29 protein-coding genes and 2 pseudogenes are annotated in these 23,659 nt (G+C 44.7%); 18 read left to right on the forward strand and 13 right to left on the reverse strand.

Annotated elements, in window-relative coordinates; all coding sequences use genetic code 11:
• Positions 1–33: 33 nt before the first annotated feature.
• Genes trpA through trpC form a run of 7 tightly spaced genes read right to left on the reverse strand, consistent with a single transcriptional unit; the run spans position 34 to position 5,926 of the window.
• Positions 34–792: a tryptophan synthase subunit alpha gene (trpA, locus tag THEPK_RS09015; RefSeq protein WP_042701146.1), complete on the reverse strand. Its 759-nt coding sequence runs from the start codon at positions 790–792 to the stop codon at positions 34–36.
• Positions 789–1,946: a tryptophan synthase subunit beta gene (trpB, locus tag THEPK_RS09020; protein WP_042701149.1), complete on the reverse strand. Its 1,158-nt coding sequence runs from the start codon at positions 1,944–1,946 to the stop codon at positions 789–791. The genes trpA and trpB overlap by 4 nt, the downstream gene beginning before the upstream one ends.
• On the reverse strand, positions 1,933–2,532 hold the full coding sequence (locus THEPK_RS09025; RefSeq protein WP_042701150.1) for a phosphoribosylanthranilate isomerase: 600 nt from the start codon (positions 2,530–2,532) through the stop codon (positions 1,933–1,935). Before THEPK_RS09025 ends, trpB begins: the two co-directional genes overlap by 14 nt.
• Positions 2,522–3,058 carry an anthranilate synthase component II gene (locus tag THEPK_RS09030; RefSeq protein WP_042701151.1) on the reverse strand — a complete coding sequence of 179 codons (537 nt, stop codon included), beginning with the start codon at positions 3,056–3,058 and terminating at the stop codon, positions 2,522–2,524. The genes THEPK_RS09025 and THEPK_RS09030 overlap by 11 nt, the downstream gene beginning before the upstream one ends.
• Complete coding sequence (locus THEPK_RS09035; RefSeq protein WP_042701153.1) at positions 3,055–4,290, reverse strand: anthranilate synthase component I; 1,236 nt, start codon at positions 4,288–4,290, stop codon at positions 3,055–3,057. Before THEPK_RS09035 ends, THEPK_RS09030 begins: the two co-directional genes overlap by 4 nt.
• Positions 4,260–5,234, reverse strand: coding sequence for an anthranilate phosphoribosyltransferase (trpD, locus tag THEPK_RS09040; protein WP_042701155.1), 975 nt, complete (start codon positions 5,232–5,234; stop codon positions 4,260–4,262). The genes THEPK_RS09035 and trpD overlap by 31 nt, the downstream gene beginning before the upstream one ends.
• Entirely contained in the window at positions 5,231–5,926 is a 696-nt protein-coding gene (trpC, locus tag THEPK_RS09045) for an indole-3-glycerol phosphate synthase TrpC (protein ID WP_042701157.1), read from the reverse strand. The genes trpD and trpC overlap by 4 nt, the downstream gene beginning before the upstream one ends.
• Positions 5,927–6,656: 730 nt before the next feature.
• On the opposite strand from trpC, the gene THEPK_RS09050 reads away from it, so the two are divergent.
• From THEPK_RS09050 to THEPK_RS09115, 14 genes are all read left to right on the forward strand, one after another.
• Positions 6,657–6,983 carry a hypothetical protein gene (locus THEPK_RS09050; RefSeq protein ID WP_042701159.1) on the forward strand — a complete coding sequence of 109 codons (327 nt, stop codon included), beginning with the start codon at positions 6,657–6,659 and terminating at the stop codon, positions 6,981–6,983.
• Positions 6,980–7,642 carry a thiamine pyrophosphate-dependent enzyme gene (locus THEPK_RS09055; protein ID WP_042701161.1) on the forward strand — a complete coding sequence of 221 codons (663 nt, stop codon included), beginning with the start codon at positions 6,980–6,982 and terminating at the stop codon, positions 7,640–7,642. Before THEPK_RS09050 ends, THEPK_RS09055 begins: the two co-directional genes overlap by 4 nt.
• On the forward strand, positions 7,632–8,561 hold the full coding sequence (locus THEPK_RS09060) for a transketolase family protein (RefSeq protein ID WP_042701162.1): 930 nt from the start codon (positions 7,632–7,634) through the stop codon (positions 8,559–8,561). Before THEPK_RS09055 ends, THEPK_RS09060 begins: the two co-directional genes overlap by 11 nt.
• A 4-nt stretch (positions 8,562–8,565) precedes the next feature.
• On the forward strand, positions 8,566–9,351 hold the full coding sequence (gene aroF / locus THEPK_RS09065) for a 3-deoxy-7-phosphoheptulonate synthase (RefSeq protein WP_052315939.1): 786 nt from the start codon (positions 8,566–8,568) through the stop codon (positions 9,349–9,351).
• Positions 9,339–10,337, forward strand: a complete 999-nt coding sequence (gene aroB, locus THEPK_RS09070) for a 3-dehydroquinate synthase (RefSeq protein WP_052315940.1) — start codon at positions 9,339–9,341, stop codon at positions 10,335–10,337. The genes aroF and aroB overlap by 13 nt, the downstream gene beginning before the upstream one ends.
• A complete protein-coding gene (aroD, locus tag THEPK_RS09075) occupies positions 10,318–10,968 on the forward strand; it encodes a type I 3-dehydroquinate dehydratase (RefSeq protein WP_042701163.1) in 651 nt (216 codons plus the stop codon). The genes aroB and aroD overlap by 20 nt, the downstream gene beginning before the upstream one ends.
• On the forward strand, positions 10,961–11,773 hold the full coding sequence (locus THEPK_RS09080; RefSeq protein ID WP_042701165.1) for a shikimate dehydrogenase: 813 nt from the start codon (positions 10,961–10,963) through the stop codon (positions 11,771–11,773). The genes aroD and THEPK_RS09080 overlap by 8 nt, the downstream gene beginning before the upstream one ends.
• Positions 11,748–12,569, forward strand: a complete 822-nt coding sequence (locus tag THEPK_RS09085; protein ID WP_042701166.1) for a shikimate kinase — start codon at positions 11,748–11,750, stop codon at positions 12,567–12,569. The genes THEPK_RS09080 and THEPK_RS09085 overlap by 26 nt, the downstream gene beginning before the upstream one ends.
• A 4-nt stretch (positions 12,570–12,573) precedes the next feature.
• Positions 12,574–13,806, forward strand: a complete 1,233-nt coding sequence (gene aroA, locus THEPK_RS09090; protein ID WP_042701169.1) for a 3-phosphoshikimate 1-carboxyvinyltransferase — start codon at positions 12,574–12,576, stop codon at positions 13,804–13,806.
• Positions 13,787–14,863, forward strand: coding sequence for a chorismate synthase (aroC, locus tag THEPK_RS09095; protein WP_042701171.1), 1,077 nt, complete (start codon positions 13,787–13,789; stop codon positions 14,861–14,863). Before aroA ends, aroC begins: the two co-directional genes overlap by 20 nt.
• Positions 14,821–15,060 (forward strand): chorismate mutase, encoded by a 240-nt coding sequence (locus tag THEPK_RS09100; RefSeq protein WP_232194571.1) that lies wholly within the window; start codon positions 14,821–14,823, stop codon positions 15,058–15,060. The genes aroC and THEPK_RS09100 overlap by 43 nt, the downstream gene beginning before the upstream one ends.
• Positions 15,044–16,081, forward strand: a complete 1,038-nt coding sequence (locus tag THEPK_RS09105) for a pyridoxal phosphate-dependent aminotransferase (RefSeq protein ID WP_042701174.1) — start codon at positions 15,044–15,046, stop codon at positions 16,079–16,081. Before THEPK_RS09100 ends, THEPK_RS09105 begins: the two co-directional genes overlap by 17 nt.
• Positions 16,066–16,851 carry a prephenate dehydrogenase/arogenate dehydrogenase family protein gene (locus THEPK_RS09110; protein WP_042701175.1) on the forward strand — a complete coding sequence of 262 codons (786 nt, stop codon included), beginning with the start codon at positions 16,066–16,068 and terminating at the stop codon, positions 16,849–16,851. The genes THEPK_RS09105 and THEPK_RS09110 overlap by 16 nt, the downstream gene beginning before the upstream one ends.
• 85 nt (positions 16,852–16,936) lie before the next feature.
• Entirely contained in the window at positions 16,937–17,605 is a 669-nt protein-coding gene (locus THEPK_RS09115) for an HAD family hydrolase (protein ID WP_042701177.1), read from the forward strand.
• Between the two features lie 101 nt (positions 17,606–17,706).
• Here the strand turns inward: THEPK_RS09115 and THEPK_RS09120 are convergent, their stop codons facing one another.
• The 5 genes from THEPK_RS09120 to THEPK_RS09140 form a co-directional block, all read right to left on the reverse strand.
• Complete coding sequence (locus THEPK_RS09120; protein ID WP_052315941.1) at positions 17,707–18,081, reverse strand: ABC transporter permease subunit; 375 nt, start codon at positions 18,079–18,081, stop codon at positions 17,707–17,709.
• 84 nt (positions 18,082–18,165) lie between these two features.
• Positions 18,166–19,037 (reverse strand): IS982 family transposase gene (locus THEPK_RS12695; RefSeq protein ID WP_156882179.1). Its coding sequence is split into 2 segments (ribosomal slippage): positions 18,166–18,609 and positions 18,612–19,037, totalling 870 coding nucleotides; the frame shifts between segments, so codons are not numbered across the junction.
• 50 nt (positions 19,038–19,087) lie between these two features.
• Positions 19,088–19,444, reverse strand: a complete 357-nt coding sequence (locus tag THEPK_RS09135) for an ATP-binding cassette domain-containing protein (protein WP_052315942.1) — start codon at positions 19,442–19,444, stop codon at positions 19,088–19,090.
• Positions 19,445–19,532: 88 nt separating this feature from the next.
• Positions 19,533–19,697, reverse strand: a complete 165-nt coding sequence (locus THEPK_RS13155) for a hypothetical protein (RefSeq protein WP_156882180.1) — start codon at positions 19,695–19,697, stop codon at positions 19,533–19,535.
• 18 nt (positions 19,698–19,715) lie between these two features.
• The gene (locus THEPK_RS09140) at positions 19,716–20,261 is read right to left on the reverse strand and encodes a type 1 periplasmic-binding domain-containing protein (protein WP_052315943.1); all 546 of its coding nucleotides are present in this window, start codon (positions 20,259–20,261) and stop codon (positions 19,716–19,718) included.
• A gap of 51 nt (positions 20,262–20,312) precedes the next feature.
• On the opposite strand from THEPK_RS09140, the gene THEPK_RS09145 reads away from it, so the two are divergent.
• Positions 20,313–20,996, forward strand: coding sequence for an ACT domain-containing protein (locus tag THEPK_RS09145; protein ID WP_042701183.1), 684 nt, complete (start codon positions 20,313–20,315; stop codon positions 20,994–20,996).
• 160 nt (positions 20,997–21,156) lie between these two features.
• Positions 21,157–21,291 (forward strand): annotated as a pseudogene (locus THEPK_RS13815) (argininosuccinate synthase domain-containing protein); the annotation flags it as partial.
• Positions 21,292–21,295: 4 nt separating this feature from the next.
• Here the strand turns inward: THEPK_RS13815 and THEPK_RS09150 are convergent.
• Positions 21,296–21,997, reverse strand: a complete 702-nt coding sequence (locus tag THEPK_RS09150) for an IS6-like element ISPfu2 family transposase (protein ID WP_011011181.1) — start codon at positions 21,995–21,997, stop codon at positions 21,296–21,298.
• A 69-nt stretch (positions 21,998–22,066) separates the two neighbouring features.
• On the opposite strand from THEPK_RS09150, the pseudogene THEPK_RS09155 reads away from it, so the two are divergent.
• Together THEPK_RS09155 and THEPK_RS09160 are read left to right on the forward strand one after the other, a co-directional pair.
• Positions 22,067–23,179 (forward strand): annotated as a pseudogene (locus tag THEPK_RS09155) (argininosuccinate synthase); the annotation flags it as partial.
• Between the two features lie 8 nt (positions 23,180–23,187).
• The coding region (locus THEPK_RS09160; protein ID WP_042701185.1) for a lyase family protein at positions 23,188–23,659 on the forward strand (472 nt) is incomplete at its 3' end.

The raw sequence follows: 23,659 nt of genomic DNA on the forward strand, positions 1-23,659 counted from the left end.
TTTTTACGTGTGATTCACGTGGGCAGTTTAAGTTTACAGACCATCCACTCCCATTTTTAGCTCTTTGACTTTTTCTTCAAGCTTTTCCGTAGCGCCTTCCCCGTACTTTTCTATAATTTTCACCAGAGCGCTACCAACGACAACCCCATCAGCCCCGGCGTTTATCAATTCTGAAACGTGTTCGGGTTTTGAAACACCAAAACCCACAGCCAAAGGCTTATTGCAAACTTCTTTTGCCCTTCTAATCAGATCGAAAGCAGACTCCGAAACTCGCTCCCTTGCTCCAGTTGTCCCATAGAGAGAGACCAAATAAACGAAGGCTGAGCTTGCCTCATCTATTAGCCTTAACCTATCTTTAGAAGTGTTTGGAGCAGCTAAAAATATCGTCTCCATTTTGTATCTCCTGCAGATGTTCAAGTATTCTCCCGCCTCCTCCACCGGGAGATCCACAACTATCAATCCGTCAACACCCGCTTCCTTGGCCTCTTTCACAAAATTCTCAACACCTCTCCTGTAGACGGGATTGTAGTATGTCATGAGCACCACTGAAGTCTCTGACTGATCCTTGAATTTTTTGACAGTTTTAAACACATCCCCGACTTTTGTTCCATTTTTCAGTGCCCTTTCATTCGCCAGCTGTATCGTTCTCCCATCGGCCATCGGATCGCTGAAGGGTATGCCAAGTTCGATTACATCCGCATATTTTGACAGTGAGATCATGAAATCGAGAGTTGCGGTTATATTTGGGTCTCCAGCTGTTATAAACGTTATCAGGGCAGGTTTTTTTATCATCTTAACACCTCCATAACAATCCCAAGATCCTTGTCTCCCCTACCGGATAAATTTACCACTATTATCTCGTCCCGGCTCATTTCCTTAGCAAGTTCCATGGCATGAGCTAAAGCGTGAGAGGATTCCAATGCTGGTAAGATTCCCTCAGTCTTTGAGAGTTCGATAAAAGCTCTTAAAGCCTGCTTATCATCCACAGCCACGTATTCAGCCCTACCACTCTCCTTGAGCCAGGCATGTTCAGGTCCAACACCCGAATAATCCAAACCTGCAGCAATGCTGTGGGTTGTAACTATCTGCCCGTCCTCATCCTGCAAGAAATAGGATAGCATTCCATGAAGAACACCCCTCTTTCCGGCGGAGAGTGATGCCGAATGCTTACCGGTGCTCAAACCTTTTCCGGCAGCTTCAACACCGATGAGTCTCACAGGGTCTTTTATGAAGGGGTGGAATATTCCTATAGCATTGCTGCCTCCCCCAACACAGGCAACAATAGCGTCTGGCAAAACTCCTTCGATTTCAAGAATTTGCCTTTTAACCTCTTTACCGATAACGGACTGGAAGTCCCTGACTATTGTTGGATAAGGATGTGGGCCCACAACTGAACCAATCAGGTAGTGGGTGTATTCAAAGCTCGAAACCCAGTCTCTCAGAGCCTCATTTATCGCATCTTTCAGTGTTTTTGAACCGATTTTCACTGGAATGACGTTTGCCCCAAGCAATTGCATGCGGAAGACATTCACTTTCTGCCTCTCCACGTCTTCAGAACCCATGTAAACATCCACTTCCATGTTGAAGAGTGCTCCAGCTATTGCCGTAGCAACTCCATGCTGTCCTGCACCAGTTTCTGCAATAAGCCGTGTTTTCCCCATATATTTTGCAAGCAAAGCCTGTCCAATGGTGTTGTTTATCTTGTGTGCCCCTCCGTGCAACAGGTCCTCACGCTTCAGATATATCCTTGCCCCCCCGAGCTTTTTGGTTAGATTTTCAGCATAATAGAGCGGTGTTGGTCTGCCCGCGTAATTTTTAAGATAATAATCCAGCCTCTCCTTAAACTCCTCATCATCCTTAAATTTGCTGTAAGCCCTCTCCAGCTCTTCAAGCGGTGAAATAAGGACTTCAGGCACAAATCTTCCACCAAACTCACCAAACCTCATTTTTTGCCCTCCTTACAAATTCTCTAACAAGTTCCTCATCCTTTAAGCCATCTCTCTCAACCCCGGATGAGACGTCAACACCCACAGGCTTAACGATGTTTATTGCATCTACAACATTTTCCACATTCAGCCCACCAGCGAGAAAAACTTCATGCTTTTTTGCTATCTCCCTGCTTATTCTCCAGTCATGCACTTCTCCACTCCCACATCCAGAGTCGAGCAGTATGAGATGGGGAGAGTAAATTTCAATCAGTCCTGATATCTCATTTGCAGGTTTGTCAACAATAAAAGCCTTCATAACCTTAACCATATCCTTCAGCTTCTCAAACTCCTCTACAGGCATATCTGAATGAACCTGAACCATGTTACATTCGGTTTTGGCTATTATTTCCTCCCACTCCTCATAGCTTCTGGCTGTTGAGACGGCAAAAACCGGGATCGTGGATGAATCAATGATCTCCTTTGCTTTGTCCAGATCAACGCATCTCTTCGAGTTGCTTTTAACAACAACACCCGTTGCATCGGCATACCTCTCAACAATCTCAAGCTCTTCAAGGTTTTTTATACCACAAACCTTAACGATCATGGCAGATCCCCACGAAATTTCTGATAATTTTCAATCCATCCTCAGTAAGAACGCTCTCTGGGTGGAACTGAACTCCGAAAATGTTCCCCCTCTTTATCCCCATAATCACCCCATCTTCAGCCCTTGCATTAACCTCAAACCCCTCGGGCGGCTTTAATACGGCAAGGGAATGGTATCTACCAGCCCTAACTGGATTTCTAACTCCCCTGAAAATATCCATCCCATCGTGTTTTACAAGTGAGGTCTTTCCGTGAGCGGGCTTAACCTTCCCCACTTCTCCACCAAAAACCTCTGCGATAATCTGATGGCCAAGACACACTCCCAGAACCGGAACGTTATAATCAAAAACAAATTCGAGACTTCTGTCGGGTTTTCCTGGACCTGGGGAGATCACGATACCATCAAAATCCAGTCCTTCAATATCCCTTGCATTATCCCTGTCAACCACCTTTACTCTGTCAAATAACGAAATGTATTCAACCAGGTTGTAAACGAAGGAATCTTTACAGTCTATAACCACAATCATAATCCCACCGCCTTTAAGACTCTTGCAATCTTATTTTCGGTCTCATAGAACTCCTTTTCAGGGTTCGAGTCTGCAACTATCCCTGCTCCAGCCCTTACCCGTGCTTTGCCATCAAACTCAATCATTCTTATTGCTATTGCCAGATCAGAGAGGTTCTCGGAAAAGTATCCCACCGCCCCGGCATAAACCCTCCTGTTATCTCTTTCAATTTCATCAATAAGCTCTATCGCCCTCAGTTTTGGTGCTCCCGTAACCGTCCCAGCAGGAAAAGCAGCCTTCATTGCATCGAAGTGAGTTATACCAGCCCTTAGTTCTCCAACAACCTCGCTCTCGATGTGAAGAACACTCGGATAGCTTATGACATCCATGAACTTGGACACCCTTACACTCCCGGATCTGCAGACCTTCCTTACATCGTTCCTAGCTAAATCAACGAGCATGACGTGCTCTGCCTTCTCCTTCTCATCGTTGAGCAATCTATCTGCTATTTCTGCCTCTCTGCCCTCTTCTCTCTTTGCTGTTCCGGCTATAGGGTTGATTATGAAGTTCCTTCCCTCAACCCTTCCCATCGTTTCAGGGCTTGAACCTATCAAAGCCCTGTCAAATTCAAGCAAGAACATGTACGGGCTTGGATTGGCCTCTCTTAAATTGAGATACATCTGAAATGGATTGAGATCCGTCTCAATCACGTATTCTCTTGACAGCACAATCTGATAGACCTCACCCTCAAAAATCTGCTCTTTTCCCTTTTCAACCATTTTCATAAATTTCTCTTTACTTCCTGCCTTTAAGATGCTTGAATTTCCCTTTCCTCTCTCAATCTCCACCCTCTTTGCCCTCTCAACAAGCCTGTCTGCATTATCTACATTAACGCTGAAGAGCTTTTTCAGGTAGTGGTCATAGACAAAGTAGCTGTCATAGCAACCAAATACCGATGGCGTTTCTGGTTTTTTGCCAATATAGTTTTTCGCAGCATCGTATGCTATATATCCTACAAGAAGCCCCTTTACGTGAATTTCCTTAAGTGCATCAAAGGGATCAGAGATTTTTGAAACAACACTATCATCCACCTCTGTTCTGCTACCCACCTTCACAGTGTAAAGTGGGTTGAAGGAGATGTATGTGTATCTCGCCCTACCACCCTTTTCGGCAGATTCAAGGATGAAGGGATAGCTTTCATCCCTGATGACAGCGTAGAGCTTCACCGGACTGACATACTCGTGCTTTTGCATGCAATCTCCTCCAGCTTTTTTGAAAAAGCTCCACTTTCAAGCTTTTCCTTAAAAATCTCCATGTTCTCCTTCAGGTCTTCGTGGCCAATGGCGTAAAGGGCTGCGGCGAAGTTGATGCCTATGAACGTTCGGTCCTCCTCGTAACCTTTGCCGTTGAAAACTGCCCTGATCCTCTCTGCTGACTCCTCTTTGCCATAGCATGGGATGACCTTTGTTCTCTTAACCCCAAAATCTTCTGGCAGCAGTATGATCCTTTCAATGCTATCTTTATCTACCAGTAAAGCTGTTGTTTTATTCGAGGGGCTTACCTCATCCATACCGCTTCCGTGAACGACCAGAGCCCTCCTGTTGAGCAGTGAAAGGGCCTCTGCAACCTTTGAAAGCAAGCCCTCATTCGCAACACCAACGATCTGCACCTTGGGATTTGCAGGATTGGTTAAAGGTCCGAGGATGTTGAATATCGTCCTGATTCCGAGCTTCCTTCTAACAGAAACAACCCTCGCAAAGCTTTTGTGATAGAGCGGAGCGAAGAGAAAGGCGAAACCGACATCTTTAATCATCTTTTTCGCCACGCTCTCATTCATCTCGATGTTGATGCCCATCGCCTCAAGAACGTCTGCAGAACCGCTATTAGAGCTTATGGCCCTGTTACCATGCTTTGCCACAGGATGAATTGTGGAAAGGGCCAAGGCAACGGCGGTGCTTACATTTATCGTGGCGGAACCATCGCCACCGGTCCCGCAGGTATCAGCAACTCTGCCAAGGTCAATCCTTGATTTCTCTGCAATTCCTTTGGCAAATCCTGCTATAATCTCCGCATCATATCCCTTACCTTCCATCGCCCCAAGTATGGCTGCTATCTGTATCTCATCAAGCTCAGGTAAGCTTCGGGATAACTCGTAGGCTTTTTCAAAATCAAGGCCTTTAATGACTTCTTCAATCATCTTCCCGCCTCCACAAATGCCCTAACAAACTCCTCGGTGTTTTCAGCCATCATGAAGGCTGTTCCGATTAAGGCCGCATCTGTGCACTTTAATGCCCGCTTAAGATCATCAATACTTCTTATTCCGCTCTCGCTGACTCTCACAACGTCCCCTCTCACGTGTCTGCACAGCCGCTCCGTAAGCTCAACGTTCCCGTCATCCCTTTCAAGGATCGCTATATCCCTATTGTTTATCCCTATCATAGTCGTGTTGGTTTCGTTTGCTATCCTCGCCTCTTCGATACTATGGACCTCAACAAGTGTGTCGAGTCCATGTTCCAAGGCATAATCAACGAATTCAGCAGTCTTTTCCCCGAGAATCCTTGTAATGAGTAGAATCGCCGAAGCCCCGACTTCCGCGGTTCTCTCTATCTCTTTCCTGTCAGTTATGAAATCCTTTCTCAGGACTGGAAGCTCACTTTCCATGCATAACTCTTTAAAGAACCCAAAGTCCCCCTTAAAGAATCTCCTGTCCGTGATGTAAGAGATTCCAGCAACCCCTGCCCTTTCGTATGTCCTCAGAATCTCCAGGGGATCTCTCCCCCTGAGGAGGTCTCCATATTGTGGGTGATAGACTTTAATCTCTGCTATGATGGCGTTTTTGTTGAACTTTTTGGACTTTTTAATAGCCCTGCTTAATCCAAAAACCATCACCCTTCACGGCAATCACCATTTAAATGAAAGTAGAACTATTTTTAAGCATTTAGACAGGTTAACCTATCCTTTTTGGTCAAGTAAGTCTTCATCTCGTCTGCAAAAAATCAAACCCCGCGAAACCGATGTTATCATACTTCAGGCACAAAACCGCTCGTTATCTGGTGAGCTTGTTTTGGGGTCCTTTTGAATTTCCGGGGTATCGATTCAATACCTCTTGACATAAGTCCCGCTCTTGAAAACCATCCTGCTCAAGCATCATTACATAATAACCTATGAATCTCCTGCTCTATAGCAGGTTATCAGGTTCATCATATCTTTGTGATCGTAAAATATGAGAAACCCGTCTCTCATCCTTGAGCATTCTCAGAACCATTACAGTCAGAACGTCGCAGCCTAAGGCAAGCGCGGAGTATAAAGCCCTTCATGGGAAATCCGAGCTTTTTATACTAATGATAACATCGACGATATTTACAACAATATCCACGTTCTCCCGAGGAAAACCCCTGTAACAATCCCGTCAACCTAAAAAGAACCCAGTGGTTCAAAATCCGGGATTCCTCCCTTTAGATAACTCCCGCTTTTTTAATTTACATTCTTCCGGGACAAAGAAATGTAGCAGGTGAATCTCCTATGGTGTGGTAAATACACAACTTGGACAGCTTACCCTGGCCAAAGGTTTAAATACTAATTTTACACTGTAAAGTCCGGTGATGGTGATGTCCCGCCAATGGGTGATGCCCTGCCAATATCCGTAACCCAAAACGTGGAGATTAAAAGAGATGGGTTAATTGTGGTCAGAAGGCTCTTCTTAAGGGCTTTGAATGGAAATCAGGTATTGATTTTACAGAGAATAAACGGGAAGCATCGCTCCCTGAATGCCCTTTTGGAGGATATAAGCAGGAGCACCGGAAAGCCCATCTCTACGTTAAAGCTCAACGCCAGGATTCTAAAAGAGCTCGGACTGATAGACTACGGCGAAAAGAACATTCCAAAGCCCGTGGAATTGACGGAGCATGGGAAGCTCGTTCTAAAAATTCTTGGGGTGGTGGAATGAGCTCATCCCTACAATATAAGCTCAGGGAAATGCTCTCGGAAGTGAACAACTTCCACCTCGGCTCTTCCATAACATGCCTTGAGATCCTAAAGGCGGTGATGGCAAAGAAGGGAGAAAATGATGTGGTAATACTGAGCAAAGGACATTCGGCGCCGGCGTTCTACGTAATACTCTCAGAGCTTGGCTTTTTAAGTGATGAGGAACTTTGGAGTTTTGCAGATATAAATGGACTACCAAGCCACGTCACCAGGGGTTTGACCTTCGTTGAGGTCTCAAGCGGTTCGTTGGGACAGGGGCTGTCGATTGCTAATGGAATAGCACTGGCATCGAGGAGGGAAAGGAAAATCTACGTGATTTTGGGCGATGGAGAGCTTGACGAGGGGCAGATCTGGGAAGCGGCGATGACCTCTTCGCATTATAACCTTGACAATATCATAGCAATCATTGACAGGAATTTCAGACAGCTTACCGGAAAAACGGAGGAAACCATGTCAAAAGAGCCCCTGAGGGAGAAGTGGGAAGCCTTTGGCTGGGAAGTGTTTGAAGTTGAAAACAGAGCTGGGAAAATCCTTGAGTTACTGTTCGAGCTTGATGAAGTAAAGGGAAAACCGAAGGCGATAATAGCAAAGGCGAAGGCGGTGGGAATTGATGGTAGGTAAAACCATCGAAAGCTTCAGGGAGGCCTTTGGAAGAGCCCTGGTTGAAATAGGAAAAGAGAACGAAAACGTCGTGGTCCTTGATGCGGATGTAAAGAGCTCAACGAAAACGATATACTTTGAAAAAACGTTCCCAGATAGGTTCTTCCAACTCGGCATAAGCGAGCAGGATTTAGTTTCAACGGCTGCCGGCTTTGCGATAGCAGGCAGGGTTCCAGTGGCCTCCGCTTTTGCAGCCTTCATGATGAGGGCTTGGGAGCAGATAAGAAACACCATAGCAAGGGACAATCTGAACGTAAAGATCGTTACAACCCACTCGGGGTTTTCGGACTTCATGGACGGCTCATCGCATCAATGCTTGGAGGACATAGCTTTAATGAGGACTCTACCGAACATGGGGGTTATTGTGCCGGCGGATGCTTATGCAACCAGGACGTTACTCCGGCAGATTATTGAAAATGAGGGGCCCTTTTACATGCGCCTGGGAAGGGATCACGCTGTAAGGGTTTATGACGATGAAGAACTTGAAATCGGAAAGGCAGAAATCTTGAGGGAAGGGGAGGACATTTTTTTAATTGCCTGTGGACCCATGGTCCCGATAGCCTTGGAAGCCGCTGAAAGGCTCAGGGATCTGAGCGTTGGGGTGGCGGATTTTCACACGATAAAGCCCATGGACGAGGGGACGCTTCTCAAAATAGCAAAAAAGGCCAACTTAATAGTCACGCTGGAAGAGCACAGCATTTTTGGAGGGCTTGGGGGAGCTGTGGCAGAGGTTTTGGGTGAGAAGATGCCAAAAAGAGTCATCAGGATTGGAACAAGGGACTTTGGAAGAAGCTCGAGGAGCTACCTAACGTTACTGGACTTCTACGGCTTAAGTGCGGAAAAAGTTGTGAAGAGGGTAGCTGAGGCAGTTGGGAGGTGATTTAATGTTTAAATTCAGCAGGGAGTACAAAGCTAAAACCGTTGTTAAGGTTAAGGGGGTTGAATTCGGAAAGGGGTTTACGGTAATAGCAGGCCCGTGTTCCGTTGAAACAGAGGAGCAGATAATGAAAACCGCGGAATTTTTGAGTGAGCTTGGGGGCAAGGTCCTAAGGGGTGGAGCTTTTAAGCCCCGCACAAGCCCCTACTCTTTCCAGGGGCATGGGGAGAAAGCCCTGAGATGGCTCAAAAAAGCCGGAGAGGAGTTCGGGTTGGTCACGGTCAGCGAGGTAATGGATACAAGGAAGGTTGAGCTCGTGTCCAAATATGTTGATATCCTCCAAATCGGGACGAGAAATGCTCAGAACTTTGATCTCCTCAGGGAAGTCGGCAAAACGGACAGGCCCGTTATTCTAAAGAGGGGATTTGCCAGCACGATTCAGGAGTGGCTCTATTCGGCGGAATACATCTTATCCGGGGGAAATGAAAATGTAATCCTCTGTGAAAGGGGCATTAGAACGTTTGAAACCTCAACGCGCTTCACCCTCGACATCTCAGCGGTTCCGGTCGTTAAAGAGCTGTCCCATCTTCCGATAATAGTTGACCCCTCTCACGCAGCCGGAAGGAGGAGTTTGGTTAAGCCTTTAGCCAGAGCTGCCCTTGCTGTAGGGGCGGATGGAGTTATGGTCGAGGTTCACCCGGAGCCCGAAAAGGCGCTCTCGGACTCAAAGCAACAGCTGGACTTTGATGGATTCAAAGGGCTCATGGAGGATCTGAGAAAATGGGGGTTGTAATCGGGAAAGGCAGCATTAAGAAGCTGAAAAGTTTCGTCGATGAGCTTTCCCCCCATAAAACAGCGGTAATAACGAATACAACCCTTGAAAAGCTCTGGCTTGGGAAAATCCTGGAGCAAGTAAGTGCTACTCCAATCGTTATTCCCGATGGCGAGGAATTCAAAAGTCTTGAAACCGCCCGGCAGATATGGAAAGAGCTACTTGAGATTGGTTTCACAAGAAAGTCCTTGATAATTGGGCTTGGAGGCGGAGTTGTAACTGATCTGGCGGCTTTCGTCGCCTCTACCTTTATGAGGGGAACGTATCTGGGTCTGATTCCCACAACGCTCTTAGCTCAGGTTGATGCCGCCATAGGTGGAAAGACGGGGATAAATTTCGAGGGCAAAAACATCATCGGAACATTCTATCTTCCAGAATTCATTATAATCGACCCGGAAACACTGAAAACTCTCCCGGAGGTTGAAATCCTGAACGGACTCGGTGAAGTCGTCAAGTACGGAATCCTTGATCCGGGGGTTTACAGGAAGCTCAAATCCTTTGGAGGAATCGATGAAGGGTTAATTGGGGAATGCATAAACGTGAAGCTAAGAATCGTTGAGAAGGATACGAGGGAAAGGGGAAGGAGGAGAATTTTGAATCTCGGTCACACCGTTGGGCATGCGATAGAAAAGGTTTCGGGTTACAGGATAAAGCATGGCTTTGCTGTCTCCATCGGCTTGATGGCAAGTGCACTGATAGCGGAAAAAATCAACGGCTTCGATTCTGGAAAAGTCGAAGAGTTGTTGGACAGATTTAATCTCCCAAAGAAGCACAGCTTTGAACCAAAAGAACTTCTGAAAGTCATGAAAATGGACAAAAAAGCCTGGTATGGGAGATTGGTTTTCGTCCTTCCGGAGGACATCGGAAAAGTTGCCGTAATGGAAGTTGATGAGAAAACAGCTTCAGCCGTTCTTGAGGTGATGAGGGATGATAGCGGGCACAATTAAAGCAGAAAGCATCGATGAAGCAATTAGACTCATCGAAACCGGTACGGCTGACCTCTATGAGCTCAGAGTCGATGCCCTGAAAAGCCCTGAAGGAATTGAAAAACTTGCGCCCTTCTCTGAGAGGCTTATAATCACCGTGCGCTCAAAGGAAGAGGGAGGGTTCAGAGAGATCGATAATGAAGAGAGGCTGGTGCTCTTCAAGGAGTTAATGGACATAAAACCGGCGTTCGTTGATGTTGAGTTTAAATCAGGCATCGTGAGGGATGTTATTGAACTGGCAGGGAAGATGGGAGTTGGGATCATCGTTTCATACCACGATTTTGAGAGAACCCCGAGCTTCAAAAGACTCAAAGCACTGTTGGATGAAATGAGAGAGCTCAAGGGAGATATCATAAAAATAGTAACCTTTGCGGGGCACTACATCGATAACATAAAGGTTGTGAGGCTCTACGAATACGAAAAAAACCTCATCGCCTTCTGCATGGGTGAAAAGGGAAAGATTTCACGGATCTTTAGCTTGGTTTTAAGCCCTTTTACGTACGCCTCTCTGGGCGAGGCAGCCGCACCCGGACAGCTGAGCGTTGAAGAAATGAGGCTTCTCTCGGAGATGATAGGTGGTGGGGATGATTAACACCAAACTTTATGGATTAATCGGAAAGCCCGTTGAGCACTCCCTGAGTCCGGCAATTCACAACGCCTTATTCAAGGAACACAAAATCAACGCTGTTTATATGCCCTTTGAAGTTGATGATTTAGAGTCGGCGGTTAAAGGGGCAAGGGCTTTGGGGATTCAGGGACTAAACGTTACGATGCCCTACAAAGGGCAAATTCTGGAGTTTTTGGATGGAATTTCCGACGATGCCAAGGTGATTGGGAGCGTGAACACAATAGTGAATAGAGAGGGGAAGTTCGTTGGATACAACACAGATGGCATCGGGGCATTAAAAGCCCTAAAGCGCTTTGTGGAAATTAAGAACAAGCGCATCTTAGTTTTGGGAGCTGGAGGGGCAGGGAGGGCAATAGCTTATACTCTCTCAAAGCTAACGGAAGTTGTGGTGCTTAACAGAATGGAGAGGAAAGCGAAAGAGCTTGAAAAGTTCGGTGTCAAAGGGGAGAAGCTGAGCAAGGGGAGACTGGAATACTACTCGAGCTGGGCAGATATCGTGATAAATGCCACACCCCTTGGGATGAACGAGGATAGGAGTCCCATTCCCGGGGAACTTTTGAGGAAAAACCAGGTTGTCTTTGATATCGTCTACTCCCCCCTGGAAACCAGACTGTTAAGGGAAGCAAGAGAAGCCGGCTGTTTGACCATTGACGGATTGTGGATGCTGGTATACCAGGGAGCCGAGAGCTTCAGGCTATGGACCGGAATAAAACCAGACGTTGAATTCATGCGTAATGTTGCCCTTGAGGTGCTTAAAAATGTGCAATAGTGCGGTAACTGTGGTCAATGCCTTTGCCACTGGAAAGGGGGGCGCGATTGGGATAGATTTAAGGGTCAGTGCCAAGGTTAAGCTGACCGATGAAGGGGTTGGCGGTGAAATCCGGGTTAGAAAGGAGAGATTTGAGGATTTTTCACTTGTTAAAGCAGTTGTGGAGACGATCAAAGATAAATTCGGTTTGGATTTCGGTGTTAAGGTTAGAATAGACTCAGAAATACCGGTGGGGAAGGGGTTAAAGAGCAGTTCAGCCGTGGCTAACGCTTTGACAGGGGCGATTTTGGGGGAGCTTAAAATTGAGCTGCCCGATATTGAGGTTGTTAAGCTCGGCGTTGAAGCTGCCAGGAGGGCCGGTGTAACTTTAACGGGGGCGTTTGATGATGCCTGTGCTTCCTATTTCGGGGATCTATGCCTGACGGACAATCGAAAGCTCGAACTCCTGAAAAGAGAAGAAGTCGAGAAAAAATCCGTGGTTTTGCTGATTCCCAAAGAAACCGTTCTGACGTCAAGTTTAAAGAACAAAAACTTCAAAGTCCTCGCCCCATACGTTGAGGAAGCTTTTAGGCTGGCATTAATTGGGGAGTGGGAAAAAGCCCTGGTTTTGAACGGACTGATTTATGGATCTTTCTTGGGGTACGACCTCGAGCCCGTTGCCAAAGCCCTGGAAGCCGGAGCAATTGCCGGACTTTCTGGGAAAGGTCCCGCAATGTTTGCCATAACTGAGGAGCCCGAAAAAGTCGCGGATGTTTGGGAGGATCATGGGGAGGTCTTAATAACAACGCTGAGGTGAGCCGATGATAGAGATCACGCCGATAGAAACCATAGACGGAAAAATCAGGGCTCCCCCCTCAAAGAGCTATACCCATAGGTCACTGTTTCTGGGATTGCTTTCGGAAGGGGAAACAAAAATAGAGAACCCGCTGATATGCAGGGATACTCTCGCAACGCTAAACGCCATAAGGAAGTTTGGAGCAGAGGCAGGATGGAACCTTGTAGAAAGTTCGGGGAAAGTCAAGCCGGCTGAGGTCAACGCCCTTGAATCGGGAACAACCGCGAGGTTATCCATAGGGATCAGTGCCCTGGCGAATGGAGAAAGCGTGATAGATGGAGAGGGATCCTTAAGAAGGCGCCCCATGGGCCCTTTGCTCAAAGCTCTGAACGATTTGGGAGTAAAAACTAAAACTAAATCAAGTGGTTTTTTGCCGGTGAGGGTTTTTGGTGGAGAAATAAAAAGGGATTACGTGAGGGTTGATGGGAGCATTTCGTCACAGTTCATCACCGCCCTTCTCCTTTTGGGGGCCAGGATTGGGCTCAGCATAGAAGTTCTAAACCCCGTCTCAAAACCCTACATTGAGGTGACGCTCAGAACACTAAAGCGGGCCAACGTTAAGGTTAGAAGGGACGGTAGAGTGTTCCACGTTATCCAGGGAATAAAGGCCAGACATTTCTCGGTTCCTGGTGATTATTCATCGGCATCATTCTTTTTGGTGGCCGGGGCGATATTCGGTAAAATTAGAGTTGAAGGACTTGATAGAGATGACGTTCAGCCCGATAAGGCTATCCTTGACCTCCTGAGGGATTTTGGGGCCAAAGTGAAAGTTGCCCGAGGTTACGTTGAGGTTGAAAGGGACGAGCTGGTCGGTCAGGAAGTTGACTGCAGGGACTTTCCCGACCTCTTCCCCATCTTGGCGGTTTTAGGGGCTTACTCCGAAGGAAGGACGGTTTTGAGGGCGAAACATTTGCACTACAAAGAGAGCGACAGGGTGAGAGCTATGGCCCTAAATCTGACAAAGATGGGTGCAAAATTAAAAGAGCTCGACGATGGTCTAATGATAAGCAAGAGCGAGCTTAGAGGCGCTGTATTAAATCCACAAAATGACCACAGGATTGCGATGGCGCTGACAATTGCCGCCCTGGGTGCAAGGGGAAGAAGCCTCATCCTGAACGAGAGATGCGTCAAAAAGTCTTACCCGAAGTTCTTTGAGGATTTAAAGGGGTTGATTGGCGATGATGGGAAAAATGCTTAGGTTTTCGCTCTTCGGCGAGAGCCATGGAAAGGCCCTCGGCGTCTTGGTTGAGGGAGTTCCACCGGGGATTAAAGTTGATATTGGAAAGATGAAGGCCGAACTTGAGAGGAGAAGGGGTATTGAGAGGTTCTCAACCAAGAGGAAAGAGAAGGACGAGCCGGTGATTCTCTCGGGCGTTTTCAACGGTTTTACAACTGGCTCGCCCATAGCCGTAATCATTGAGAACCGGGATGTTGATTCCTCTTATTACGAAAAAATAAAAAACACCCCAAGGCCCGGGCACGGTGATTATACTGCCGGAATCAGGTATTTTGGATTTAACGATTACAGGGGCGGGGGATTTTTCTCCGGCAGATTGACGGCGGGGATGGTGATAGCCGGCTACTTCGCGAAGGAAATTTTATCAAAAGCCGGGATAGGGGTGAAAGCCTACATAAAATCCATTGGAAATGTAAAGGCAAAGGATTTGAGTGTCGAAGAAATCTTTAGCTCAAAACTTTGTCCGGATGAGGAAGCTTTCCAAAAAATGCTCGAAGAAATGGAAAGGGCAAGGAATGAAGGAGACAGCGTTGGGGGCGTTGTGGAAGTTATTGCTATAAACGTCCCCCCCGGCATCGGCGGTCCTTACGACGAAGACTTAGAGGGAGAGTTGGCCAAAGCCTTCTTCGCAATTCCAGCTGTGAAAGGAGTTGAATTTGGTCTGGGATTTAGAATAGCCGAGCTTAGGGGAAGTGAAGCAAACGATTCCTTTGTTATCAAAGACGGGAAAATCATGACGAAGACCAACAACTGCGGCGGCATTTTGGGCGGGATAAGCAACGGAATGCCTATAGTTGCGAGGATTGCCTTTAAGCCAGTCCCTTCAATTTACAAGCCCCAGAGAACAGTTGATGTAGTGAGGATGGAGGAGATCGAAATAAAGCTCACCGGGAGGTTTGATTCCTGCATAGTCCCAAAGGCTTTGCCTGTTGTTGAAGCCATGATGGCTTTTGTTCTGGCAGACCATTTGCTGAGGTGGTTGGGTTGGAAAGGATTCATGAGCTTAGGAAAGAGATAGATGAGATTGATAAACAAATAGCCGAGCTCTTGGAGGAGAGGGTCAGGGTTGTCACGGAGATTGGGAAAATAAAGAGGGAGCTGGGTTTGCCCATAAGGGATGAGAAAAGAGAGGAGGAATTACTCAAGAGAGCCGACAGGTTTAAAGAGGTTTTTGAGAAGATACTGGAGGCTTGCAGGGATGTTCAACGTGTATGAGTTTTTTAACAAAACCTCCTCCCTCAAGCCCAGGATAAGGCTGGATGTGGGTCAGCCGGATATAAGTGTGGATAAAAGGATAATAGAAGAGGCAGTGGGTTCTTTAAGAAGGGGTGAAACGGGCTATACGAAAACCCCCGGATTGGAAGAGCTCAGGGAGAAGATAGCAGAGGTTGAGGGTGTTGGGAAGGATGATATAATAGTAGGGAACGGCTCGAAGATTTTAATCGCTTCGCAAATTTTAAGGGCTAAGCAGGTTGGTATAATCTCCCCCCACTGGCAGGCCTATGAGAGCATAGCCAGGGAGTTTGGAAAAGATGTCAAAATTTTCAAAACTTCCTTTGAAGAAGGCTGGGAGCCGAGGATAGATAGGTTGGGAATTGATCTCTTGATCTTAAATTACCCAAACAATCCTACGGGGAAAATTCTTCCAAAAGATAAACTCAGAGAAATTCTTGAAAGAGCCGAAGAGGAGAAAGTTAAAGTTCTTTCGGACGAGAGTTACTCAGACATAACTTTTAAGCCTTTCACTTCACCTAGAGAACTTTATGAGAATGTTATAACCGTTAAAAGTTTCTCAAAACTATTTTCGATGACGGGATTTAGATTAGGTTATGCAATAGCACAAAGAGAAGATATTAAAGCTATGCAGAAGTTTCTTGAGGCAACAACAACTTGTCTTCCAATCTTCATTCAAAGGGCTGGAGTTAAAGCGTTGGAAATTAGAGAAGAGATCAAAGATAGGATTGTCAAAATCTACGAGAAGAGAGCAAGACTTGCTTCAAGAATACTGAAGGGGACATTTGAATTTTACGAGCCCGATGGAGCGTTTTACCTCTTCGTTAAAACAGGGGTTGATGGGCTTAGCTTTGCCGAGAAGCTTTTGGAAAAGGGTGTTTCCGTTTTTCCGGGAATAGCCTTTGGAGATTATAGAGATTTCATCAGAATTTCATTAGTAAGTTCAAAGCTTGAAGAAGGGCTCAAAATAATTAAGGAGGTTAAGTTATGCGCATCGGAATAATCGGCTATGGAAAAATAGGGGAGTTACTTGCTAAAGAGTTCAGCACAAGGCATGAAGTTGGAATTTACTCGAGGCATGCAAAGAAGATTGAGTTTAAGCTGTTTAGCTCAATAGAGGAGCTTTTTAAGTGGGCAGATGTGACTATTGTTGCTAATTCTCTCGAAGAGGCACCCCAAGTTTTAGAAACGCTTGCAAAATTGAGTAAAAAAAGCGAAGGAAAGGTTATTTTTGACATCTCAACATTTAAGAGAGATGTGATAGAAATTTACAAAAGATTTCCAGAGAGCGTTAAGGTTTGCAGCGCTCACCCGATGTTTGGTGCTGGAGCTAAGAGCTTCGAAGGGAGAAGGCTTATAGTGATTCCAGTTGAGGGGAGAGAAGAAGATATAAATCCGGTAATAAATCTTTTCAAGGAATTTAAAGCAAAGATTTTTGTCACAGATGCAAAAACTCACGATGAAATGATGAAAGTTGTCATTGGAATCCCATACTTCATTGGCATCTCATTCCTAAGCTTTCTCTTGAAATTTGAAGGAGTTGAGAATTTTGGAGGCACATCCTTTGAGTATTTGATCACTTACGCAAAAGCTGTATTGAATGACTCATCAGAGTTCATTGACGAGATTTTAGAGTTCTCAAAGGACAAAATCGAGGAATTCCTCAGATTCGTTGGAAAAGGAGAATTTAACGTTGAGAAGCTTAGAGAGAAGTTTGAACATGAAATTGAGGGGGGCTACAAAAGATTTTACATGGTGTTAAACAAAGAATGATTGGAATTGACAAATTCGTCTAAATGACATTTTTTCTTTGAAAAACTTTTTATCACAAAGGATTTCAAAAAAGGGAGTGTCAAAAATGGAAAGAATAGCATTTATAGACGTTGAAGGAACGTTAACAGACTTTGAGTTTTGGGATGAGATAGCAAACTATGTCGAAAGGGGATATAAAATACGGAAACTACTTTACAAAGGGCTTAGGGGGGAAATTGACTGGTTTGAAAGCTTTATGAAAAGGGCAGAGCTCATAAAAGGGATTGACAAAAAGTTAATTTTAAAAGCCGCTCAAAAGCTCGAGTTCCAGCCTCAAGCGAGAGAATTAGTCGAGCTCTTGAAGAGTGAAGGCTTTTACGTAGTTTTAGTGAGCGGAAGTTTTAAAGAAGTTATCAAAAAAGCCCTAACTTATACTAACGCAAATATGCTCATTGCGAATAAGTTGCTTTTCAAGAATGAGAAAGTCTGTGGGGTTTATATATCTTTCAGGAGCAAGGATGAAATCGTGGACAGATTCTTAGCAGAAAAGAGCTTTGTTTTAGTTATTGGAGACGGAAGCAACGACGTTCCAATGTTTGAAAGAGCCAACGTAAGCATAGCTGTTGGAAACAACAAAAAGGCCATTGAAAGTGCCAGCGTCAATGCTAAAAACCTTGATGAGGTTATAAGACTCGCCATTGAAGTTCTTGAAAACGCTGTAGAAGTCAAAAAGGGGTATACCCTTCCTCAAGAACAGACTCTGGAGGCACCTTGAGACCATAGTGAGATTTCCAGCGCTGGCTATAACAAACTCGCTTAAAGTCCGGTGTTTTGTGATAAATTAACATTCACACCACCAAAAAGAAAGAAGAAAAGTCAAGCCTTTGCCTTCTTCAGCTTTTTTATGGGCTCTGTTATTATGGGCTCTTCCTTAAGGATCCCCTCCGGTCTGTGATAAATCACCACCAATGCCAATACCCCGAAAAGGATGTATTCAAGCCATACCGCCTCAAACGGTAAGTGTAAGAATGCCTTTATTTGGAACTTGTATGCTCCTATGAGCATTTTCATGAGAATGGAGGCGAATGTTCCAGGGACAACTCCCCTGTTGTTTCCTTTTCCACCTAGGAGTATCACAAGGAACGGATAGAAAATCCACTCAACCCTTGTAAATGCACTCCCTATGATGTTTGCTGAATAAAATCCGTACAATGCTCCAGCCATTGCTGCTATTCCTGATCCTAATGCCACTCCATGTCCACCACTCAAAGTCTCGCTTTTCTCTTAAACAATTCTTTTATCTCTGGAAAGACATTTAATACCAAATCTATCACCCTAGTTCCCACCACCTGTGAAGTTGTATAATCTGTCCAGATTCACGGCCAGAATCGCCCCTAAAATCCTGACAGCTAACCCCCTCAAACTAACACTCCTGCTCGGCCTCAGAAGAAACTCAGAAAACTTCGAAAACAAAGTCTCAATCCTCCTGCGAAAGTCAGACAAGTACTTGTAAAACTTCTTCTCCTCCAGATTACTAATCTGATTCCCCCGCTTTACTGGCGTGTAAACAACGCCAAACCTCAGAAATTCCTCCTCGAGTTCCCTGTTAACATACCCCTTATCCAAAAACAGAAAACAGCCAGAAAACTCCTCAACAATCACCCAGAACTTTTCCCGGACAACACTCACATCATGCTTATTCGCCGGATCAACAGACAGTAAAGCCAGCAAATTTCCATCAGAGTAACAGGTCAGCTTGTACCCATAGTAAAACTTTTTTTAGAGGGAACAAACCCAACTGCGGGCTTTTCAGAGATGATTTCTGAAGAACCCTTCTTCTCCTTCCTGTTTTTTCTGGCCAACTCCTTGGTCTGAATGGGCTTTGAGTCCAGTATTCTAACGTATTCTCTGGCGTGTTTTTTGAATAATTCTTCCTGCGCTAGGAGCAGGAGTTTTTCGTGCCTGTTCAAGCGTTCTGTTAGTTTGTTGTACCTGATTTTGGGGAACAGCTTCATTTCTTCGATTAGGACTCTGTAAGCGTGCTTGTAAACTCCGTTAAAGTGCAAGTGTGCTAGTATTGCGAAGGTTATTAGGTCGTAGAGGCTGATTATTTCCCTGTGAGTGTTTTTCGGGTAGTGTTTGCTGATTATCGGATAGATTTCGGATTTTATGATCAGGATTTCCCTCTGAAAACTCAATACAACCACCAATCAATCAAAAGACTTAAGTGCTTATAACTCTAACGATCTAATGGGAACTAGGGTAAATCTATCCTATCTTTAACTTCTTCATCTGGAACTGTGTATCCGGCCCTCTTGAGGTTCTCCTCTACAGTTAAGTTTGCAAAAACGCTGTTTGTCTGAGGGAGATAAACTATCCCAAGACGAGTTTTCTGATATGATGGAACGTTGATAATCTCTTCACCCTTGTAGTATATTTTGCCTGAATAGATTGTCGCCAGTCCAAAGAGGGTCTTTAGGAATGTTGATTTTCCACTACCATTTGGACCTATGATGAGCGTGAGCCTGTGTTCATCAACGGTTATACTAGCATTATCCAAAGCCTTTACAGCACCAAATGACTTTGAAAGGTTCTCAGTTCTGGGCAACACCATAGAAAACACCCCGTAAAATATTTTAAAAGAAAGGAAGAAAGAAAAATCAAGGCTTCTCGAACCACTCGATTTTACCAGTGTCTGACTTTCATATTCCAATCATGTTCAACCCGCTTTCTGTAAACTTGTAGATTGCATAGTTACCGCTCACCCTGTCGTTCCACTCGTCAAGCTCTATAGTTCCAGTTACTGGCCTAACACCATAGACAGCACTGTTGTACTTCTCAAGGACTTCCTTAATCTTTCGAACCATCAAATCTGGGTTGTAGCTTCATTTCTCCTTAAGTACCTCAACATAGGCTAATGCAACCACCCATGTAGCACCATAAGCATTCAATCCGTGTTGATCCGGTTCTGCACCAAACTTTGCCTTAAACTTCTCCTTCAACTTTGCAGTTTCATCACTTTCTGAATAGAACTGGGTTGAGAACAATCCAACCTTTACTGCTTTGTCCTTGGCCTCTTCAATTATCTTTTGGTTTCCGACGAGTGGGTATGTACCAATCCACTTAACTTGGAGGAGAACTGAATCATCCGGAATTTGGGTCAATAGCGTCGCAACTTCGTCCCATCCAACTGCCCAAACCCCAACATTATCCTTTCCATATTTGCTGATGAGCTCCTTAACTCCATCTTCGAGCTTGGCTATGTATGGTGACCAGTCTGCTGGCGTTGGATTGCTTGGATACTCAATGCCGACCCCTACTTCTATTTTGCCCTCAATCTTCTCTATAAGTGCATCGTTAAGCCCTCTACCCCAAGAATCTCCCCTATAAATGATCGCTATTCCTTTAAGACTTTTACAACAAAGTGCCATACATCATAAAAAGTTATATATTTAGAGTGAGTATTCTTTTTAGGTGAGATAATGGCGGAAGAAAAAATTAGCGTTGCAAAGACTGTAAAAGACATCGTTCTCTCTCGCCCAGCAATTAAGGAGTGCTTAATTTTAGATGTTATAAACTACAGCGCTTTAGCAAGGGTTATTTTAAAAGAATTGGAGAAGAAAAACATCAAGACATCAACCGGAGCTGTGAAGATGGCCCTGATAAGGATAGGAGAAGAACTCAGAAAAGAGAGAGCACTCTTCGAAAATAAAATCAGGAGTGTGGTGGCAAAAACTGTTATTGAACTCCAATCCGACTTAACAGTAATAACTGCCAACAAGCAGGCTGTCTTGAGAAAAATTGAGCGACTCTCTAAGGTGATGGAGGAGGCCCGATTCTTCCAGCTTACCCAAGGTGTTGATACATTCACACTGGTTCTCTCAAGTGAAGAGAAGGAAAAGGTACTTGAGCTCATAAGACCGGAAGAGATAGTTGAGTTAATTGAAGAGCAAACCGCCATAATATTGATAAGCCCAGAAGAGATAATTGAGACCCCCGGAATCATGGCCGTTATGACCTCAACCCTTTCATCAAATGGAGTAAACATAACTCAGGTGATCTCATGCCACAAAGACACCATATTTGTTCTTGATCGTAAAAACGCTCCAAAAGCATACCAAATACTGGAAGATATCATCCTGAAGATGAGAAGGACTTTAAAATAACCTCCAATTATTGCTTTACCTTTATTTCCAATACTCCGGCATAATTCCCCACCTTATCGATTCTCAAAGTTGTTATATATGTAACGTATTTTGTTAATTTTAAGATATTAGTTACAAAAAATATAAAAACGTTCTTTTTATCCCAACTCTGGTGATCTGCATGAAGATAGTTTTAGCCTACTCAGGAGGTCTGGATACATCAATCATCTTGAAAATGATGCAGGAAAAAATGAATGCAGAAGTAATTACAGTTACCGTAGACGTGGGCCAAAAAGATAACTTTGAAAAGATCGATACTGTCAGGATAACTGGGGCATCACCTCTTGAAGCCACTCAGTCACATCACCAGGCGGACAACCAAACCGAGAATGAAACCTAACAAAATTATACCAGAACGCAAACAGAAAAACAAACCTGTGAACCCTCCTCCAGTCTCTAGCCCTGAAATTATTCCAGAAACGCTTTGTTCTTTCTTTTAAAGTCCTGAACCAGCGTTCAATACAGTTCCTCGGCCCGAAGGTTACGTGAACAAAATCCAGTCCAAGGGATTTAAAAGCAGACTTGTACCACTTCCCACCATCAACCAGAAAAACAGGCTGTCCTTTGCAGGATTTCAAAACAACCAGAATGAAGTCTCTAGCAATCCACCAGTTTCTGGTTGTTGTAATCCAGACTGCGAGAACTTCCCTGCTCTCAACGTCAAGTGCAGCCCAGAGAAATCTCTTCTCCCCGTTGATTTTTACGACAGTCTCATCAACTGCGATAAAATTCCTCTGTTTTCTTACTGCGAGGAGTGTTGGCTGGTAAACTGCTTCTGCTAGTTTTTGAACTGCCTCCCAGACTGTTGTGTGGCTGATTTTGAGGATTTTTCCGACTTGTCTGTAGCTGAGGCCTCGCAGGTATAGTTCTACTGCTCTGATTTTCTTTTCTGGTGGGATTTTGTTGCGGCGAAAAGGTTTTAAGACTGAAATCAGTGAGTATAGAATGCTCTCAGCCTTCATTTCTCTCCCTTCTTTTTCTGAAAAATTATCAGAAACTTAAACCTAACGCCCTACCGCTTATCCTAACAGTATCAAAAGATCGAAGAAAAGGCACTCAAACTTGGTGCCCTAAAACACTATACCATAGATGCAAAGAAAGAATTTGTCGAAAAATACATCTTCAAAGCGATAAAGGCAAATGCACTTTATGAAGGATCTTATCCACTAGCCACAGCATTAGCTAGGCCTTTAATAGCTGAGAAACTTGTTGAGATAGCTAAAAAAGAGAATGCCGATGCGGTAGCTCATGGCTGCACTGGAAAAGGAAATGACCAAGTTAGGTTTGATTTAGCAGTTAAAGCCCTCTATCCAGAGATTAAGATAATTGCCCCAGTTAGGGAGCTTAACCTTACAAGGGACTGGGAGATGGAATATGCAAAGAAAAAAGGAATACCTGTTAAAGACAAAATCTACAGCATTGATGAGAATCTTTGGGGACGCTCAATAGAAGGAGGAATCTTGGAAGATCCTTTTGAAGAGCCCCCAGAAGAAGTTTTTGAATGGACTCTCTCTCCAGAAAAGACTCCAGAAAAGCCAGAATATGTTACGATAGACTTCGCGGAGGGAGTCCCTATAGGGTTAAATGGAAAAGAAATGGACCCCGTCGAACTCATAGAAACTTTAAACTCCATCGCAGGAAAGCATGGGGTTGGCAGGATAGATCACATTGAGGACAGGACTGTAGGAATAAAGAGCAGGGAAGTTTACGAAGCCCCAGCAGCAATAACCCTAATAAAGGCTCACAAGGATTTAGAAAAGCTAATTCTCACAAAATGGGTTCTCGAATTTAAGGAGATCATTGATTCAAAGTGGGCATGGCTTATCTACAACGGCCTCTGGTTTGAGCCACTCAAGGAGGCTTTAGATGCATTCATAGATAAAGTTGAAGCAGATATTAATGGATCTGTTAAGGTAAAGTTCTACAAAGGGAACGTTAGCGTAGTTGGGAGGACCTCTGAAAATGCACTTTACGATACAAAGCTTGCAACGTACGAAAAGTTCAGCACCTTTGACCAGAAGCTTGCGGTTGGCTTTATTGAGCTCTTTGGACTGCAGAGTGTTTTAGCGTATAGTTCAAAAAGCAAACTGGATCCGGCGTACACACCCACAGAGCCAGTAACCGCAAAGAAGGCCATTAGTTAGGTGGTGCTATGTACAGGAAGAGTCTACTGGGCGATGCTGATCTTAATATCTTGGCCTACACCTCCTCAATGGAAGAAGATAAAGAAATAGTCAGCGAAGTTATCGAAAGCTTAATTGCCCATGTGAAGGTTCTGATCGCCCAAAATTTAATTCCAGCAGAGAAGGGAGACAAGATACTAAGTGAACTAAACAGCCTCCTCCAAGATCCCTTACCATTGTTTTCTATTAATGCCGAAGATGTACATGAGGCGATTGAAATTTACCTGAAGGAAGTAGTAGGAGAGGATGAAGGATATTTGGCCCTAGGGAAAAGCAGGAACGACCATGTCTCAGCGGCTTTGAGATTAAAAACAAAGAAACTCATAATTGAACAGCTAAAAGAGTTGATAAACCTGAGAAAAATCCTCCTAGATAAAGCAGAAAAACATCTATGGACAGTAATGCCAGCTTTTACCCATTTACAGCCAGCGCAACCTTCAA

The sequence above is a fragment of the Thermococcus sp. PK genome (assembly GCF_000430485.1).
GTDB lineage: Archaea > Methanobacteriota_B > Thermococci > Thermococcales > Thermococcaceae > Thermococcus_A > Thermococcus_A bergensis.

Coding starts and splice junctions, on each gene's coding strand:
- trpA (WP_042701146.1), bottom strand. CDS start 792: ATGATAAAAAAACCTGCCCTGATAACGTTTATAACAGCTGGAGACCCA.
- trpB (WP_042701149.1), bottom strand. CDS start 1,946: ATGAGGTTTGGTGAGTTTGGTGGAAGATTTGTGCCTGAAGTCCTTATT.
- THEPK_RS09025 (WP_042701150.1), bottom strand. CDS start 2,532: ATGATCGTTAAGGTTTGTGGTATAAAAAACCTTGAAGAGCTTGAGATT.
- THEPK_RS09030 (WP_042701151.1), bottom strand. CDS start 3,058: ATGATTGTGGTTATAGACTGTAAAGATTCCTTCGTTTACAACCTGGTT.
- THEPK_RS09035 (WP_042701153.1), bottom strand. CDS start 4,290: ATGCAAAAGCACGAGTATGTCAGTCCGGTGAAGCTCTACGCTGTCATC.
- trpD (WP_042701155.1), bottom strand. CDS start 5,234: ATGATTGAAGAAGTCATTAAAGGCCTTGATTTTGAAAAAGCCTACGAG.
- THEPK_RS09050 (WP_042701159.1), top strand. CDS start 6,657: ATGGGTGATGCCCTGCCAATATCCGTAACCCAAAACGTGGAGATTAAA.
- THEPK_RS09055 (WP_042701161.1), top strand. CDS start 6,980: ATGAGCTCATCCCTACAATATAAGCTCAGGGAAATGCTCTCGGAAGTG.
- THEPK_RS09060 (WP_042701162.1), top strand. CDS start 7,632: ATGGTAGGTAAAACCATCGAAAGCTTCAGGGAGGCCTTTGGAAGAGCC.
- aroF (WP_052315939.1), top strand. CDS start 8,566: ATGTTTAAATTCAGCAGGGAGTACAAAGCTAAAACCGTTGTTAAGGTT.
- aroB (WP_052315940.1), top strand. CDS start 9,339: ATGGGGGTTGTAATCGGGAAAGGCAGCATTAAGAAGCTGAAAAGTTTC.
- aroD (WP_042701163.1), top strand. CDS start 10,318: ATGATAGCGGGCACAATTAAAGCAGAAAGCATCGATGAAGCAATTAGA.
- THEPK_RS09080 (WP_042701165.1), top strand. CDS start 10,961: ATGATTAACACCAAACTTTATGGATTAATCGGAAAGCCCGTTGAGCAC.
- aroA (WP_042701169.1), top strand. CDS start 12,574: ATGATAGAGATCACGCCGATAGAAACCATAGACGGAAAAATCAGGGCT.
- aroC (WP_042701171.1), top strand. CDS start 13,787: ATGATGGGAAAAATGCTTAGGTTTTCGCTCTTCGGCGAGAGCCATGGA.
- THEPK_RS09105 (WP_042701174.1), top strand. CDS start 15,044: ATGTTCAACGTGTATGAGTTTTTTAACAAAACCTCCTCCCTCAAGCCC.
- THEPK_RS09110 (WP_042701175.1), top strand. CDS start 16,066: ATGCGCATCGGAATAATCGGCTATGGAAAAATAGGGGAGTTACTTGCT.
- THEPK_RS09115 (WP_042701177.1), top strand. CDS start 16,937: ATGGAAAGAATAGCATTTATAGACGTTGAAGGAACGTTAACAGACTTT.
- THEPK_RS09135 (WP_052315942.1), bottom strand. CDS start 19,444: ATGGTGTTGCCCAGAACTGAGAACCTTTCAAAGTCATTTGGTGCTGTA.
- THEPK_RS13155 (WP_156882180.1), bottom strand. CDS start 19,697: ATGGTTCGAAAGATTAAGGAAGTCCTTGAGAAGTACAACAGTGCTGTC.
- THEPK_RS09140 (WP_052315943.1), bottom strand. CDS start 20,261: ATGGCACTTTGTTGTAAAAGTCTTAAAGGAATAGCGATCATTTATAGG.
- THEPK_RS09145 (WP_042701183.1), top strand. CDS start 20,313: ATGGCGGAAGAAAAAATTAGCGTTGCAAAGACTGTAAAAGACATCGTT.
- THEPK_RS09150 (WP_011011181.1), bottom strand. CDS start 21,997: ATGAAGGCTGAGAGCATTCTATACTCACTGATTTCAGTCTTAAAACCT.